Below are 15196 nucleotides of genomic sequence, written 5' to 3' on the forward strand. Positions count from 1 at the left end.
CTGGCGCCCCTCAGCAGCCCCCGCGATGGCCACCGATAGCGACAGCCCCAAGCCCGCGTCCGAAGCGCAAGCCGCCGCCCCCGAGCTGCGCCTGTTGGACAGGCGCGCCTTCGTGGGGTTTCCGCCCCTCGAGCTGGCACCCGGGCTGTCCATCGCCGACTTCGCGCTGCAGATTCCCGACGTCACCTTCCCCTTCAACGTCAGCGCCGGGGCCTCGCGCTACCAGCGCAAGAAGCTCCTCTTCGGCTTCCTCGAGCTGCACGTCGACGCGGGGCTGGTGGTGCGCAAGGTGGCGGAGCTCGCCGGGCGCGTGGCGGGCCTCGAGGGGCTGAAGCTGCACTTCCGCCCCGGTTACCTGGAGGGCCAGGCCTTCCTCCAGGCCCCCGAGCGCACCCCGCTCACCTTCAAGGTGGCCTTCGACGCCGACGGCGAGCGGCTCGTGCTCTACCTCTACGACGTGCGGCTGTACGGCTTCTCCTCCACGCCCTCGGTGCAGGTGCCGGGCCTGATCGCCGCCACCGTGGCCGAGCTGGGCCTCCTGCCCGACGTGGAGGTGCGCGGCGCCACCGGCTTCGCCACCCGCGTGCTGCCCGCGCTCTGCCAGAAGGCCGCCGTGAGCCGGGGCTTCAAGATGCCCGTGCTCGACACCGCGCGCCTGTCCTCCGCCGAGGTGAGCAGCGCGGGCCTGCGTCTGCGTTTCACCGCCGGGGGCCTGCCGCCTCCCGCTCCGCCCGACGAGGAGCTGCTGCTGGCCCTCGAGGGCGCCCGCGCCTTCGCCGATGCCGAGGCCCTCGTCGCCGCGGGCAAGCTCGCCGAGGCGCGCGATGCGTACCTGCAGGCCGGGGACGCCCAGGACGCGCACCCCTTCGCCGCCGAGCGCCTGCTGTCGCTCCTCGTGGCGGACCCCCAGGCGCATGACCTGGCCCTGGACGTGGCCTCCACCCTGCTGCGCCGCCGCGAGAAGAGCCCCGCCGCCCTCTGGGGCGAGGCCGTGGTGCGCGAGCGCCGGGGAGAGCACGCCCGCGCCGCCGAGCGCTACCTCGCGCTGTGCACCCTGTCGCGCCGCGCCTCCGAGGAGGCCGCCGCCTTCTTCTCCGCCGAGGCCGCCGCCCGCGCCGCCCGCGACCACGCGCCCCAGGTGGCGGTGAAGGCCCTTCACGAGGTGCTCGGCCTCAGGCCGGACCACCTGCCTTCCCTCAAGGCCCTCGCGCGCGCCTCGGATCAGAGCCGCGACCGTGCCGGCGCCGTGCGCGCCTACCGCCGCATCGCCGCGCTCGCCCGCGACCCCGCCGAGGCCGCCGATGCGCACGTGCACCTCGCGCGCCTGTGCGCCCAGACGGAGGATGACGTCGCCGGGGCCCGCCTGCACTGCGAGGCCGCGCTGCGCCTCTCTCCGGACCAGCCGGATGCGCTGCTGCTGCTCGGTGAGCTGTGCCACCGCGGCGGCGAGCACCTGCGCGCCCTCAAGGCCCTGGACCGTCTGCGCGAGGTGGCCATGGCCCGCCACGAGTTGGACCGCGTGGGCCGCGCCAACCTCCTCGCCGGCCGCATCTGGGAAGAGGGACTCCAGCAGCCGGACAACGCGCTGCTGCGCTACCGCGAGGCCGTGTCGCTGCTGCCCGGCGAGCCCGAGGCCCTCTTCGCCTCCGCGCGCATGGCCGAGAAGCTGGGCAAGCTCCAGGAGGCGCTCGCCGGCTACCAGCAGGCCCTCGAGCTGGCCGGCCCCGCGCCGCGCTCCGAGGCCATCCGCCAGGCCGCGCACCAGAGCCACCACGCCCTGGCGCGCCTGTACCGCACCAGGCTCGGCGACCCCGCCCGCGCCCGCGAGCACCTGGAGGCCGCGCTCGCCCTGGAGCCGCGCGACGCCACCGCGCTCGACGAGCTGATTCCCTACTTCCGCGCCACCGGCCGCTCCCAGGAGCTCGCCGAGGCGCTGGAGAAGGCCGCCGCCATCCACGAGGAGCCCGCCCGCCGCGCCGCCCTCTGGGCCGAGGCCGGTGAGCTGTACCGCGGCCGCCTGCAGCAGCCCGAGAAGGCCGAGCGCCTCCTCACCTCCGCCCTGGAGGCCGACGCCGACCACAAGCCCGCGCTCGAGTCCCTGCTGGCGCTCGCCGAGGCCCGCCGCGATGGAGGCCTGCTCACCCGCTGCCTCTCCTCGCTCGCGCGCCTCACCCCCGAGCCCAAGGAGCGCGCGCAGAAGTACCGCCGCCTCGCCGTGGCCGCGCGCGACCTGGCCTTTGATTTGGACCTCGCCGCCACCGCCCTCCAGGAGGTGCTGAAGGCCGAGCCGGATGACCTGCCCACCCTGGGCGAGCTGTGCGCGCTGCAGCGCAAGCGCTCGGACATGGCGGGCCTGGCCCACGCCCTCGAGGAGCGGGCGCGCGTGGCCGAGGCGCAGGGTGACAAGCGGCTCGCCGCGGCGGCGTTGCGCGAGCTGGCCAACGTGCTGGAGGCCCGGCTGGGACGGCTCGGCGAGGCGCTGGTGGCCCTGGAGAAGGCCGCGCGTCTCTCCCCGGACCAGGCCGTGCTGCTGGAGCTGGCCGACCTCTCGCTGCGCTGCGAGCGCCCCGAGCACGCCCGGCGCGCGCTGGAGACGCTGCTGTCCACGCTGCCGCGCACCAGTGCCCCCGAGCGCCTCGCGGACGTGCGCTCGCGCCTGGGCCGCGCGTGCGAGCTGATGGGAGACCGCGAGGCCGCCATCGCCGCCTACGCCCAGGCCTTCCCGCTGCGCCGCCTGGACGACGCGCTCGCCTCGCGCCTGGAGGCCCTCTACACCGAGGCCGGGGAGACGCGGGAGTTGGCCGAGCTGTGGGCCACGCGCGCCCAGGCCCTCGTCACCGCCGAGCGCGCCGCCGAGGCCGCGCCCCTCTTCCTGCAGAGTGCCCGCGTCCTCCTGGAGCGCGGCGAGAAGGGCCCCGCCCTCCTGCGCCTGTCCGCCGCCCTCGACGCGAGCCCCTCCGGGCCGCTGGCCGCCGAGGCCCTCGACGCGCTCGCCGAGCTGGAATTGGAGCGCGGCGAGAAGCTGGAGGCCGCCCGCCTCTTCGCGCGCAAGGCCGCCCTCGTCACGGAGCCCCGCACCGGTGCGAAGCTCCTCTTCCGCGCCTCGGTGCTCGCCATGGGCACCAGCCGCGAGGAGACGTTCCTCGCCGAGGCCCTGGAGCGCGATGCCTCCTTCGCTCCCGCCCGTGTGCGCCGGGGCGAGCTGCGGTTGCAGGCGGACCCCCGCGCCGCGCTCGAGGACTTCGAGGCCGTGCTGGCCCTGCCCGCCACGGACGCGGACGCGCTGGGCGAGGACGAGCTGCTGGAGCTCACCCGCCGCGCCTCCTCCGCCGCCGTGCGCGCCGGCCGCGCGGATGCCGCCCGCCGTCTGCTCGCGCAGTACTGCGCCCTGGCCCCCGACGACATCGAGGCCCAGGTGGAGCTCGCGGGCCTGCACCGCAAGGCGGGCGCTCGCGAGCCCCTGGCGGACCTCCTCACCTCGCTGTGGCCGCATCTTGCGGGAGACGCGCGCCGCTCCGCCCGCCGCGAGCTGACCGAGCTGTCCCTCACCCTGGGCCGCTCCTCCGAGGCCGCCGACGCCCTGCGCAGCCTCCTCGCCGAGGAGCCTCACGACACCTGGGCCACGCAGTCCCTGCTGGAGCTGCTGCCCCCGCCGGGCACCGGCACGCCCCAGGAGGAGGCCGAGCGCCTCGCGCTGCTGGGCACCCTCATCACCGCTTCCGAGGGGGATGCCCGCGCCGAGCTGCTCGCCCGCCGCGCCGCGCTGCACCGCAACGCCGGCCGCTCCCAGTCCGCGCGCGAGGACTTCCTCACCGCCACGAAGCTCTCCCGCCGGCCCGCGCCCCTGTGGCTCGCCCTCGCCGCGCTCGCCCGCGAGGCGGGGGACGACGTGGACGAGCTGGAGGCCTGGCGCAACGTCGTCGTCTCCGAGCCGGACCTCGCCGAGCGCGCCCGCGCCCGTCTCCTCTCGCTCGCCTCCACGCTGGTGGAGAAGGACGCGCGCACCCCGGCCCGAGAGGCCCTGCTCGCCGCCGTGGCCCTGCCGCTGTCCCCGGCCGAGCGCTGTGATGCCTTCTTCGCCCTCGCCACGCTCGCGCGGCGCGATGGGCAGACGGACGCCGAGGCGGAGGCGCTCGCCGAGGCCGCTCGCCAGGGGCCCGTGCCCCGCCGCGTGGAGGCCCTGCTGGCGCGCGCGAGCCTGCTCGAGAAGAGTGAAGACTTCCCGGAGGCCGCGAGCAGCCTGGAGTCGGCGCTCTCCCTCGCCCCGCGCCATGCCGGGGCCACCACCGCGCTCCAGCGCGTGCTGAGGGAGCTGGAGGACTGGGCGCGCCTCGCGGGCCTGCTCGCCTCCGAGGCCCCGCATGCGCCTCCCGCCGAGGCCGCCGCCCTCTACGCGGAGCTGGGCACCCTCCACCTGGAGCGCCTGGAGCAGCCGGACGCCGCCGAGGCCGCGCTGCGGCAGGCCGTGCGTCTGGCTCCCGAGAACGTCGACGTGCGCCGCCGGTTGGTGGCCCTCGTGGCCGGCCGGGGCGACTCCGCCGAGGCCGCGAAGCTCCTCGACGTCGACACCCGCGGCATTCCTCCCGCCGAGGCCGCCTCCCTCCTGCGCGAGGGCGCCGTCCATGCCCGCGCCGCTGGAGACATGGCCCGGGCGCTCGAGCTGGCCCGCCGTGCCCATGCCCTCGTGCCCGCGCGCGACGCGCAGCTCGCCGAGCTGGCCGAGCTCCTCTTCCTGCACGGGGATGTGAAGGAAGCGCTGCCCCTGCAGGAGCAGCTCGCCGCCGCCGCGGACTTCTCCGCCGAGCCCGAGCGCGCCGAGAAGGCCTGGCTGCGCCTGGGCGCCCTCGCCGAGAAGCTGGGCGACTCGCGCCGCGCGGTGTCCGCGTACAAGCGTCTGCTCGTCGAGCGCCCGCTGAACGAGGTGGCCGTGCACCGGCTCGCCTCGCTGCTGGAGAAGGACGAGCCCCGCGCCGCCTTCGAGGTGCTCGTCACCCACGCGCGCGCCCTGCCTGCGTCCGAGGACACCGCGAAGCGGCTCGTCTCGCTGTCGGAGCGGGCCCGCGAGTCGCTGGCGGATGCCCAGCTCGCCGCGTCCCTGCTGGCGCGCGCGGCGGAGATGGCCGACGAGCCGCTGCCGCTGCACCAGTCGCTCGCCGACCTCTACCGCGAGACCGGCCGCGTGCCCGAGCTGATGGCCCAGCTCCAGGTGGTGGCCTCGCTCTGCCAGGAGGAGGGAGACCTCGACGGCGCCATTGACGCCTGCTCCGAGCACGCGCTCCTCGCCGAGGAAGCGGGCCGGGTGGACGAGTCCCTGCGCTCGCTCGAGGCGCTGTGCTTCCTCCTGGAGAAGGCGGACCGGAAGGACGAGGCCGCCGACTACGAGCGCCACCGCGCGGAGATGCTGCGCGATGCGAAGCTGGACCTGCCCGCCGCCGAGCTGGCGCTGGAGCGGGCCTTCGCGCTCTCCGAGCAGCTCGACACGGCGCGCATGGGGATTGAGCTCGCCGTGCGCCGGGACGACTCCGCCGCCGAGGCCCGCTGGCTGGAGCGCGCCCTGCCGCTGCTCCCCGGGACGTGGGAGAGGGCCGTGTCGCAGCTGCGGCTGGCGAAGCTCCACCTCGACGTGCTGGGGGACTCCGCCAAGGCCGAGGGCTTCCTGCGCGAGGCGCTCCGCCACGACCGTTCCCTCGAGGAGGCCGAGACGCTCCTGTGCGAGCTGCTCGAGCGCGAGGGCCGCGTGGCCGAGCTGGCCGCCTTCTTCGAGGACTCCGCCTCGCACGAGGAGGACGCCCAGCGCCGCGTGCAGCGGCTGCTGCGTGCCGCCACCCTCTACCGCGAGCACGCCGGACGCCCGGAGGCCGCCGTCCTCGCGATGCTCGCCGCGCGCTCGGCGCAGCCGGATGACCTGGGCCTCACCCGGCAGACGGCGGACCTGCTCCACGAGCTGGGCCGCGAGGAGGACGCCTCCGAGTTCGACGCCCTCCTGCTGGAGTCGGACCCCTTCCTGGAGCCCCTCTACTCGCGCCACCGCGCATACCTCGCCCGCTCGGGAGACACCCAGGCGCTCGCCGCGCTGATGCTGCGCCGCGCCCAGAAGCAGCCTCCCGCGCAGGCCGCGGAGAGCTACCTCGCCGCCGCCAGGGCCTTCCGCGAGGCCGGTGCGCTGGAGCGCGCGCTGCTGTGCGAGGACCAGGCCTTCGAGCTCGCGCCCGCCAGCGCCGAGGCCTTCAACGTCCTGCGTGCCCGCGCTGGCGGGGACGTGCGCCGTCTGGCGGAGCTGCTCTCCCTGCGTGCCGCCGCCGTGCCGGCCGAGCAGGCCCTGCCGCTGCTGCGCGAGCGCGCGGGCCTGTTGCTCGACGCGGGCGAGTCGCTGCTCGCCGCCCAGGCCTTCGATGACTACCTGGCCAAGGCGGGCGATGACGTGGACGCGCTCTCCACGCGCGCGGAGCTGGCCGCCGCGGGTGGTGGCCCCAACGCGGCCCAGCCGTATGACCGGCGCCTGCTGTCCGCCGGGGGCGAGTCGCTCCCCGTGCCGGTGCGCGTGCGCACGCACCTGCGGCTCGGCCATGCCTCGCTGTCCTCGGGTGCGTTCCGCGATGCGGCGGAGTCCTTCGAGGCCGTGGTGGCGCTGGAGCCCGAGGGCGAGCGCGGCCAGGAGGCCCTGTCGCTCCTCGCGGAGGTGTACAACCGCACGGGCGACTCCAAGGGCTTGTACCGCACCTCGCTGAAGCTCGCGCGCAAGGCGGACCCCACCACCGCCGAGGTGCTGTACCGCCGCGCCGCGGACCTCTTCGAGGACCCGAAGGACTCCATCGACGCGCTGCTGCACCTCACGCGCCTGCGTCCCGCGGATGCCACCATCATCGACCGGGCGGTGACGGGCCTGCGCGCCCTCGGCCGCCCCGCGGACCTGCTCGCTGTCTACGAGGCCGGGGCCCAGGCCTCCGGTGGCTCGCGCGCGGCGGAGCTGCTGCTGGCCGCCGCCGACGTCGCCGCGGAGCAGCTCGACGACCCGCGGCGTGCCATGGCCCTCCGCGATCGCGCGGCCGAGGCGGACCCGACCAACGCGGCCGCGCTCGAGGCCCGGGTGGACGGCCTGCGCAAGCGGGGCGACCAGACCGCGCTGCTGGAAGCGCTCGAGCGGCTGGTGCCCGCGACGGAGGACGCCGACGAGGCCTCCCTGCTGCGGCTGGAATTGGCCTCGCTCGCCGCCGCCGCCGGCCGCGAGCCGCTCGCCCGCGAGACGCTGGAGGCGGTGGTGGCCCGGGGTGCTTCGGGTTCCGGTTACGCCGACGCGCTGGAGGCCCTGGAGCCGTTGCTCGCGCAGGAGCCGGGCCGTCTGGCCGAGGTGCGTCTGGCTCGCGCCGAGCTGCTGGCCAACGCGGAGCGCCGGGAGCTGTTGCTGTCCGCGTCGCGTGAGTTCGCGGCCGCCGGCCGCATGCAGGAGGCGTTGAGCGCGGCCCGGTCCGCCGTCGCCGTCGAGCCCGACGTGGAGTCGCTGCGGCACGTGGCCAGCCTGCATCAGGCCGTGGAGGAGCCCGGTCGCGCGGCCCAGGCGCTGTTGCAGGCCGCCCGCCTCGCGTACTCCGCGCAGCGGCCCACGCTGTGGGTGGAGGCGGCGGACCTCTGGGAGTCCGCGGGTGAGAACGCCGAGGCCCTCGAGGTGCTCGAGCGTCTGGCCACGGAGGCCCCGGGCACGCTGGCCCCATCGGAGCTGGCCGAGCGCTTCCACCGGCTGGGCGCCCCCGCGCGCGCCGTCGAGGTGGGCTTCGGCCCGGCGCTCGAGTCGGGAGATCTCACGGGCGCCCTGGCGCTCGCCGAGCGCGCGGGAGACGTGGCTCGTGCCCGTCAGGCGCTCTGGGCGCTGGTGGCGCTGCCGGAGGCGGATGCCGCGCACGTCACGGACCTGTCCACCGGCCTGCGCGCGGAAGGGGACTGGGAGGGGCTGCTGCGGTTGGCGGAGCTCCTCGCGCAGTGGGACGCGGCCCTGGCCACGAGTCTCCGCGACGAGGTGCTGCGCGCGGAGGCCGCGTCGGCCGAGCTGCGCCTGCGTGCCCTGGAATCGCTCGCGGCGCTGCCGGGCTTCACCGAACGCCTGCGCGGCCTGATGTCTGGCATTGGCGGCTTCCCCGAGGCCGTGGCCGAGACGCTGCTCAACCATGTCCGGGAGCTGCCGCTGGACGAGCGCGTGGAGGCCCTGGCGGACGCGGCGGATGGCTGGCCGGAGCGGCGCGGCAAGCTGCTGCGCGAGCGCTTCCGGTTGCAGCGGGACGCGGGCCGCACGTCGGACGCGGCGGACACGCTGGGTCTGCTCATCCTGCTGGAGACGGAGCCCAAGGCTCGTGCGAGCCTCCACGTGGAGCATGGCGACATGCTGATGTGGGTGGGCGACAAGGCGCGGGCGCTGGAGGCTTTCGAGAAGGCGCTCGAGGATGCTCCCGGCACGGTGCGCGCGCTGGAATTCCTGCTGCCCATCTACGACGAGACGAAGAACCACGCGCGCTTCGTGGTGGTGGCCGAGCAGCTCGCCTCCATCCTCGCCGGCCCGGCCGCGATGGGGCTGTGGCGCGAGCGGTTGGCGGAGGCCTACGAGGCGCTCGGCCGTCTGCCGGAAGCCGCCGAGCAGCTCAAGCTGTTGCCGGAGACGCCGGAGCGGTTGGAGCGGCGCGTGCGCATCGCCGAGGCGCAGGGCCTCACGGGCGAGGCGCTGCAGCTGCGCGAGCGTCTCACGGAGGACCCGGCCCAGCTGGAGGCCATCCTCCGCCAGTACCTGGACGGGCAGCTGGTGGTGTTCGCGGTGCGCCTGGCCGAGCGGCTCTTCCAGGCGGGCCAGCTCTCGCTCGAGGCGAAGCGGCTGGTGGCGGAGCGGCTCTCGCCCACGTACGAGGGCTCGGCGCTGGCCATCTACCTGTGGCCCGAGCTGTTGCGGCAGCAGCTGGTGGACGCGGACGCGTGGACGCTCTACGCCGAGGCGCTGGCGGCCAGCGACGACGTGCCCATGGAGGTGGCGCGCGTGGACGGCTTCGGCGCGGCGCTCGTGTCCAGCACGGCGAGCGCCTCGGCCGCGACGCTCTCCCCGGTGGCCCTGCCCGAGGGCTTCCGCCACCCGCTGCCGCCCCACGCGGTGCCCGTGACGGACGAGAGCATGCCCCGCCTGCACTCGGCCCTGCGGCCCACGCTGAAGGGCCTGGGAGCCGGTGAGCTGCGTGTCTTCATCAACCCGACGGGCGGCGTGGAGGCGTACCTCGCCTCGCCGGAGGAGCTGGTGCTGGGCGCGGGAGCACTGGCCGGCTTCGGCCCGGTGGAGCTGAGCTTCCTCTGCGCGCTGGCGCTCTGCCTGGGGGCATCCGGCGAGGCGCTGAGCCGGCCCGGTGCGGTGCCGGGCTTCGACGAGGCGGCGGTGGCGGCCTTCCGCGCGGTGCCGGCCTCGCTCGCGGCGTCGCGCGTGCTGGCGCACCTCTCACCCGAGGTCCGCGGCTCGGACCCCTCGCGCCTGGACGTGGGCACGGTGCTGCGCACCAGCTCCGCGTTCCGCGCGGTGGCCCTCGCTGCCCTGGAGACCGTGTAACCTCCCTCGCCCTCTATGCCCATCCGTCGACGCCTGCTCCTCGTGTCGCTCCCCGTGGTCGCCATCGCCATCGCGTGTGCTTCCGAAGCGGTGTTACCGGGGGACCTGGTCATCGGCATGTTCGACTTCCACGCCCAGGCGGACTGGCCGCGGACGGACTGCAAAGCGGACGGTGGCGACTTCACCCGGCTCGTGGATGGGGGCTTCGACTTCTCGGGCACCTTCTCGCGCGACAGCGTGGACGGTGGGGTGTGGTTCTCCATCGACGGCTTCTCGCGCACGGCCACCTTCGATGCGCCGTCGCAGCGCTACGTGTCCACGCACCGGGCCTCGGCGCAGATTCCGAGCTGCGGGGAGAGCTGCAAGGGCGCGGAGATCGAAGAGACGATTTCGGTGGTGGTGCTGAGCGACAGCCAGGACGAGAGCATTGGCAGCCGGTGCGGCAACCTGCCCGATGCGGGCCTGCCGGATGGCTCGGTGCCGGGCCCCACGGTAAATGGTTACGACGCCGAGCGGGCCTGTGGTGAATTGAAGGTGACCTTCCTTCCGGGGAAGGAGAACTGCAAATGCGTGACGTCGTGCACGGCGGTGTACGGCGTGGAAGGGAAGCGGCGCTTCAATGGCGGCAACTAAGAAGGCGGTGGTGCTGCTGTCGGGTGGGTTGGATTCGACGACCTGTCTGGCAATGGCGAAGGCGGACGGTTTCGAGCCGGTGTGCCTGGCGGTGTCCTACGGGCAGCGGCACGCGGTGGAACTGGAGCGGGCGCTCCGGGTGACGCAGGCCATGGGCGTGAAGGACTTCCGGGTAGTCACGGTGGACCTGCGGCAGGTGGGCGGCTCGGCACTGACGGCGGACATCGAGGTGCCCAAGGACCGGCCCGAGAACGAGCTGTCCCACGGCATTCCGATTACCTACGTACCGGCGCGCAACGCGCTCTTCCTGTCGCTGGCGTTGGGGCTGGCGGAGGTGGTGGGCGCGAGCGACATCTACATCGGCGTGAACGCGGTGGACTACAGCGGGTACCCGGACTGCCGGCCCGAGTTCATCCGGGCCTTCGAGCAGATGGCGATGCTGGCGACGAAGGCGGGGGTGGAGGGGACGCACTTCCAGGTGCACGCGCCGCTGTCGGGGATGAGCAAGGCGGACATCATCCGGGCGGGGGTGAAGCTGGGCGTGGACTACGGGATGACGCACTCGTGCTACGACCCGGACGCGGAGGGCAGGGCGTGCGGACGGTGCGACAGCTGCGTGCTGCGGCGCCGGGGATTCGAGCAGGCGGGGGTGCCGGACCCCACGCCTTACGTGAAGGGAGCCTGAGCGATGGCGGGACCAGCAAGCGTGGCGTTGGGACTGTGGCTGGCGGCGGGAGGCGCGCCGGTGGTGGACGCCACCGAGGTGGTGAAGGACCTGGTGGTGGAGATGAAGTACGCCACGCCGGACAACTTCCTGAAGCGCAAGGTGTACCCGGACGGGGCGCGGTGCCTGATGCTGCCGGAGACGGCCGAGCGGCTGAAGAAGGCGGCGGACGCGCTGAGGCCGAAGGGCTACCGGCTGAAGGTGTACGACTGCTACCGGCCCATCGCGGTGCAGTGGGAGATGTGGAAGATCTACCCGCACCCGGGCTACGTGGCGAACCCGAAGAAGGGGGGCAATCACAACCGGGGGGCGGCGGTGGACCTGACGCTGGTGACGCTGGACGGCGGCGAGGTGGAGATGCCGACGGCGTTCGACTCCTTCGAGAAGTCGGCGCACCACGGGTACGCGGGAGGCACGCAGGTTTCGCGCGAGCACCGCGAAGTCCTGCGCGAGGCGATGGAGGGAGCGGGCTTCAAGCGGAACCCGATGGAGTGGTGGCACTACGACCTGCCGGGAGCGACGAAGCTGCCGGTGCTCGACGTGCCCTTCACGAAGCCCGAAGAGGGCTCCAACCCCAAGTAGTTCCTTACCCCGTGTGGGGCAGGTGGACATGAATCCAAGATGGCTCCTCCTGCTCTGCGGCGTGGTCTTCACGGGCTGTGCTCATCGGCCCTGCCAGGTTCTGGGAGACCTGTTCGGCTGCAGCTGTGTCAGCAAGAGGCCGCAGCCGGAGTCCCAGGACATGAGCGTCCAGCTTCCCGTCTTCGATCACACCCTGACGCCAGACGTGGACGTGGATGGCTATACGCTCCAGGCCATTCGCATCGCGGCGGATGATCTCCTGAATGACGACCCAACAGGGCTCCCCTGTGGCGAGAATCAGGTCTCCTATCGCTACAGGGCCCAACGGAAGGGGGATGTCATCTTCGTCCGGATTGAATTCAAGCCTGAGAATTGCGGCAGGACCGTCGGCATGCTCGATGACGGCGCAACCTACGCCATTGGCGTGGACGGCCGAATCCTCCGGCGAGAATTGGATGGCGGCTGAGGCATTTTCTAGAGATCGAGTCAGCTCGCGCAGCCCCGCTCTTCCTCTCAAGGCACTCGTTCAGGTTGACTGATGAAGAGCGCGTGGAACAGGGTGGTGTTCGGGGGCTCCTTCGGTTCCACGATGAGCGGAACAGGTGTCTCGGCGAGTTCGCGTGACAGTGCCTCGATTCCGAACGTCGCTTCGATGCTCCTGGCGACGACGCTCGCGGGAGCCTGCATTTCAGGCGGAAGGGGTCCGAGAAAAACCTTGTCGCCGATGCGCTTGCCGTCTCTGTAGTCGTACTGCACGCCATAGACGGTGTAGACGGGCGCGAGGATGCTGACACATCCGACGACGACCCAGTGTCGCGGCTGGTTCTCCGATTTCAGGTACACGGAGCAACGGAAGCAGGCGTCACATGTCGCCGTGGCATTCCCGAGGGTGAACCCAGGCAGCGCACCTCCGAGCTCGCGGAGGAACGCCCTCCATTGATCCATCTTCTCGAGTTCCTTCCCCCATAGTGCCTGGAACCGCTCGACCTCCGGACTGTTTTCGAGCCTGAAATTGAAGTCCTTATCCGGACGCCAATATTTCCGCGCGATGGAGGTCAGTTCTTCCGCTGTAAATGGCATGGGGTCAGAACCCGAACTTCACAGGTTTTGTCTTCTTGTCACATGGAGTTAGTACACGCGAACCAATAACAGCGCGGTTCAAGATGATGTTGAACGTGTTCTTGAACTCCTCACAGGCGAGGCCAGGAGTCGTGGCAGCTGTAGCGGAGTCGATTACGGTCTCTGCGGCCTGGTTGCCGCAATCCGCGGCGATGCGTTGCGCGAGGATGGTGGAGATGGGGCCCACCTCGTCGGTTTCGAGCGGCATCTCGATGCCGAACTTGCAGACGAACGATTCCTCGGTCGTCATGTTCGTCATGCGCGCATGGATACAAGCTGCGCGCCACCCGCCTGCTCCTGGCTCGGTCTGCTCGACGACCGTGACGAACTGGAAGTGGCTGGGCTGCAGGCGGTTGAAAACGCACCCCGCGAGCGTTGACAGCAGGAGGACGCTCAATATCAGCCGTGCTGTCGGTTCGGGCATATCGAGGGCCTGGGGTTCTGCTCTCCGGTATCCACGGCCAACACTTCAGCACGTGACCAGACCACCCAGGGCACTCCAGTGCGCCGAGCAGTTCCCGAGCCGACAATGCTTCGCGGGTGCTGCTCCAGGCCCAGCAGGGAGAAGTGCCGGAGGCCCGTGAAACCCAGACACGGACCTCCGGCTCAATGCGTCTCAACTCACGGGCACGTGGCCGTCACGGTGAAGCCGCGGTTCGTCAGGTGCGTCTTCACGGTGGTGCAGTCGGTGGACGAGTAGCCGAGGTTCTTCGCCGCAGTGACGAGCGCGTTGGCCGCGGTGTTGAACGACGGGTTGGTGGGCAGCAGGAAGTGGTGCTGGAGGATGAGCGTGTCCGCGCGCGTGCCGCCGAGCGACGTGCGGATGTTCCACAGCGCGCCGGACCAGATTTCGCCGTCGGCGTGGACCTCGCCCGCGACGCTCTCGGGGTAGTGCTTGGTGGTGTCGAGCCGCCGCAGGCAGGGCGGGTTCGCGCTGCTGTACGAGACGGCGTCCCAATCGGCCACGCAGGCGTCCTGGAAGCCGCCGCTGGTGGCGGTGCCCAGCGAGGCGCCCCAGTAGTCGCCGAAGCCCTCGCCCATCGCGCCGGACTCCGCACCCGAGCCGAAGCCGGGCACCTGGTTGTCCTGGATGGAGTGGCCCAGCTCGTGGAGGATGACCTCGGCGTCCTCGGCGTCATCCACGCCGCCCGTGCCGTAGGTGATGATTTTGGTGTTCGGCGTGTACCAGGAGTTGTCCTGGGTGGTGCCGTTGGCGCTGAACACCTGCTGGCGGTTGTTCACGTTGGTGAACCCGAGCGACTGGATGTAGCGCTCGGCGTAGTCGATGTGGAAGTAGCCCATCGTCTCGGTGAAGCCCGCCTGGCCGCGGCTGTAGCTGAACGTATTGGTGGCCGAGGACACGCGCTTCTTGGTGTTGGAGCTCGAGGCGTACGTGCCGTCCAGGAAGCCGTTGCCCGCGAGGTTGAGCAGCGACTCGGTGCGGTAGGCGGTGCTGGGGACGGTGGAGGTGTCGCGCAGGGTGATGTCGCGGGTGGCGACGACGGCGTTGGTGCCGATGAAGACGCGGCCGGTGCCGGTGGCGTAGCGGTTGGTGTCGCGCGGGTTGGCGAGCAGCTCACCCGAGTCCGCGTCCACGAGCATCTCCCAGGTGGGGCCGTCCTCGGAGGGCTCCACGACCTTCCACGCCAGGCGCGGGGCGGCGCCACGCGCGGAGACGACGAGCGAGGCCGAGCCGTTGGCGCTCGCGGTGGCCAGGCCCACGGCGGTGCGGGCGTTGGCGCGGGCCTGCTCGGCGCCGAGGGCCGGCTTCACCGAGGCGAGCGCGGGCGCGGACACCGAGTCGTTGTTGAGGCCCACCACCTCACCGGCGCGGTTGAAGTGCACCCGCACCTCGGCGCCGTCCACGGGCACGCCGCGGTGCACCTGCTGGAAGGTGTAGTGCGCGCCCATGGGGCTCTCCACGGAGCGCACCAGCTCGAGGTCCCCCACGGCCTGCACGCCGTAGCGCCCGCCGTAGGTGCGGAGGAACTCGCGGGCCGCGGCCTCCGAGGCCTGTCCGTAGCCGCTGGCGAGCACGCCATAGGCGCTGGCGGGCTTTCCATCCGCCCGGAGCTCCGAGACGGCCGTCTGCGAGTCATCCACCTCTCCAGCGGGGGCCTCCCCACAGGCGGACAGCGTGAAGAGGCCGAGGACTCCAGCGAGGGCGGAACGCGTCAGGATATTGCGCTGCATGGACTGCACCTCCGGTGAGGAACGTCGAACGGAGGCGCAGTCTAACCCAATCCGGCTGGAAAATCCCGTTATCCTAGAATGGAAGATTTCCCTGGACCTTGAGGCTCAAAGGTTCGCGGCTCAAAGGGTCGCGTTGAGCTCGAGCACGGGGAGCTTGGGGCTCATGACGTCCGGGTACTTGATGCCGGCGCCGGTGTTGAGCAGGAGGACGCGCTGGCCGGCGTCGAGCCAGCCGTCGCGCAGCAGCATGCGAGCGGCCCCCACGAGCGCGGCGCCCTCGGGGCAGATGAAGGCGCCCTCCAGGCGGCTGATGCGCTCGAGGCCCCACAGGGTGTCGGCGTCGGGCACGGCCACGCAGGTGCCGCCCGTGTCGCGCA

Annotated in this window: 8 protein-coding genes and 1 pseudogene; 5 read left to right on the plus strand and 4 right to left on the minus strand. The window is 72.5% G+C overall.

What is annotated here, in order from left to right:
* Nucleotides 1–25: 25 nt before the first annotated feature.
* The 5 genes from ACJ8AN_RS36590 to ACJ8AN_RS36610 all read left to right on the plus strand — a co-directional run bounded on the left by ACJ8AN_RS36590 (nucleotide 26) and on the right by ACJ8AN_RS36610 (nucleotide 11973).
* Nucleotides 26–9568 (plus strand): flagellar hook-length control protein FliK, encoded by a 9543-nt coding sequence (locus ACJ8AN_RS36590; protein WP_407760226.1) that lies wholly within the window; start codon nucleotides 26–28, stop codon nucleotides 9566–9568.
* 15 nt (nucleotides 9569–9583) lie between these two features.
* On the plus strand, nucleotides 9584–10201 hold the full coding sequence (locus tag ACJ8AN_RS36595) for a hypothetical protein (RefSeq protein WP_407760227.1): 618 nt from the start codon (nucleotides 9584–9586) through the stop codon (nucleotides 10199–10201).
* Nucleotides 10188–10886: a 7-cyano-7-deazaguanine synthase QueC gene (gene queC / locus ACJ8AN_RS36600; RefSeq protein WP_407760228.1), complete on the plus strand. Its 699-nt coding sequence runs from the start codon at nucleotides 10188–10190 to the stop codon at nucleotides 10884–10886. The genes ACJ8AN_RS36595 and queC overlap by 14 nt, the downstream gene beginning before the upstream one ends.
* 3 nt (nucleotides 10887–10889) lie before the next feature.
* Complete coding sequence (locus tag ACJ8AN_RS36605; RefSeq protein WP_407760229.1) at nucleotides 10890–11507, plus strand: M15 family metallopeptidase; 618 nt, start codon at nucleotides 10890–10892, stop codon at nucleotides 11505–11507.
* Between the two features lie 160 nt (nucleotides 11508–11667).
* The gene (locus tag ACJ8AN_RS36610) at nucleotides 11668–11973 is read left to right on the plus strand and encodes a hypothetical protein (RefSeq protein WP_407760230.1); all 306 of its coding nucleotides are present in this window, start codon (nucleotides 11668–11670) and stop codon (nucleotides 11971–11973) included.
* Nucleotides 11974–12020: 47 nt separating this feature from the next.
* Here ACJ8AN_RS36610 and ACJ8AN_RS36615 read toward each other — a convergent pair whose 3' ends face one another.
* The 4 genes and pseudogenes from ACJ8AN_RS36615 to ACJ8AN_RS36630 all read right to left on the minus strand — a co-directional run.
* Complete coding sequence (locus ACJ8AN_RS36615; protein WP_407760231.1) at nucleotides 12021–12587, minus strand: hypothetical protein; 567 nt, start codon at nucleotides 12585–12587, stop codon at nucleotides 12021–12023.
* A gap of 4 nt (nucleotides 12588–12591) precedes the next feature.
* The gene (locus ACJ8AN_RS36620) at nucleotides 12592–13050 is read right to left on the minus strand and encodes a hypothetical protein (RefSeq protein WP_407760232.1); all 459 of its coding nucleotides are present in this window, start codon (nucleotides 13048–13050) and stop codon (nucleotides 12592–12594) included.
* A 197-nt stretch (nucleotides 13051–13247) separates the two neighbouring features.
* Nucleotides 13248–14819 carry a M36 family metallopeptidase gene (locus tag ACJ8AN_RS36625; protein WP_407760233.1) on the minus strand — a complete coding sequence of 524 codons (1572 nt, stop codon included), beginning with the start codon at nucleotides 14817–14819 and terminating at the stop codon, nucleotides 13248–13250.
* Nucleotides 14820–14939: 120 nt separating this feature from the next.
* Nucleotides 14940–15196, minus strand: a pseudogene (locus ACJ8AN_RS36630) (threonine synthase); the annotation flags it as partial.

This window comes from Archangium sp., assembly GCF_045802675.1.
Taxonomy (GTDB): Bacteria; Myxococcota; Myxococcia; order Myxococcales; family Myxococcaceae; genus Archangium.

What these genes read in the sequence shown, in the direction of transcription:
- ACJ8AN_RS36590 (WP_407760226.1), top strand. Translation starts at nt 26, where the DNA reads ATGGCCACCGATAGCGACAGCCCCAAGCCCGCGTCCGAAGCGCAAGCC.
- ACJ8AN_RS36595 (WP_407760227.1), top strand. Translation starts at nt 9,584, where the DNA reads ATGCCCATCCGTCGACGCCTGCTCCTCGTGTCGCTCCCCGTGGTCGCC.
- queC (WP_407760228.1), top strand. Translation starts at nt 10,188, where the DNA reads ATGGCGGCAACTAAGAAGGCGGTGGTGCTGCTGTCGGGTGGGTTGGAT.
- ACJ8AN_RS36605 (WP_407760229.1), top strand. Translation starts at nt 10,890, where the DNA reads ATGGCGGGACCAGCAAGCGTGGCGTTGGGACTGTGGCTGGCGGCGGGA.
- ACJ8AN_RS36610 (WP_407760230.1), top strand. Translation starts at nt 11,668, where the DNA reads ATGAGCGTCCAGCTTCCCGTCTTCGATCACACCCTGACGCCAGACGTG.
- ACJ8AN_RS36615 (WP_407760231.1), bottom strand. Translation starts at nt 12,587, where the DNA reads ATGCCATTTACAGCGGAAGAACTGACCTCCATCGCGCGGAAATATTGG.
- ACJ8AN_RS36620 (WP_407760232.1), bottom strand. Translation starts at nt 13,050, where the DNA reads ATGCCCGAACCGACAGCACGGCTGATATTGAGCGTCCTCCTGCTGTCA.
- ACJ8AN_RS36625 (WP_407760233.1), bottom strand. Translation starts at nt 14,819, where the DNA reads ATGCAGCGCAATATCCTGACGCGTTCCGCCCTCGCTGGAGTCCTCGGC.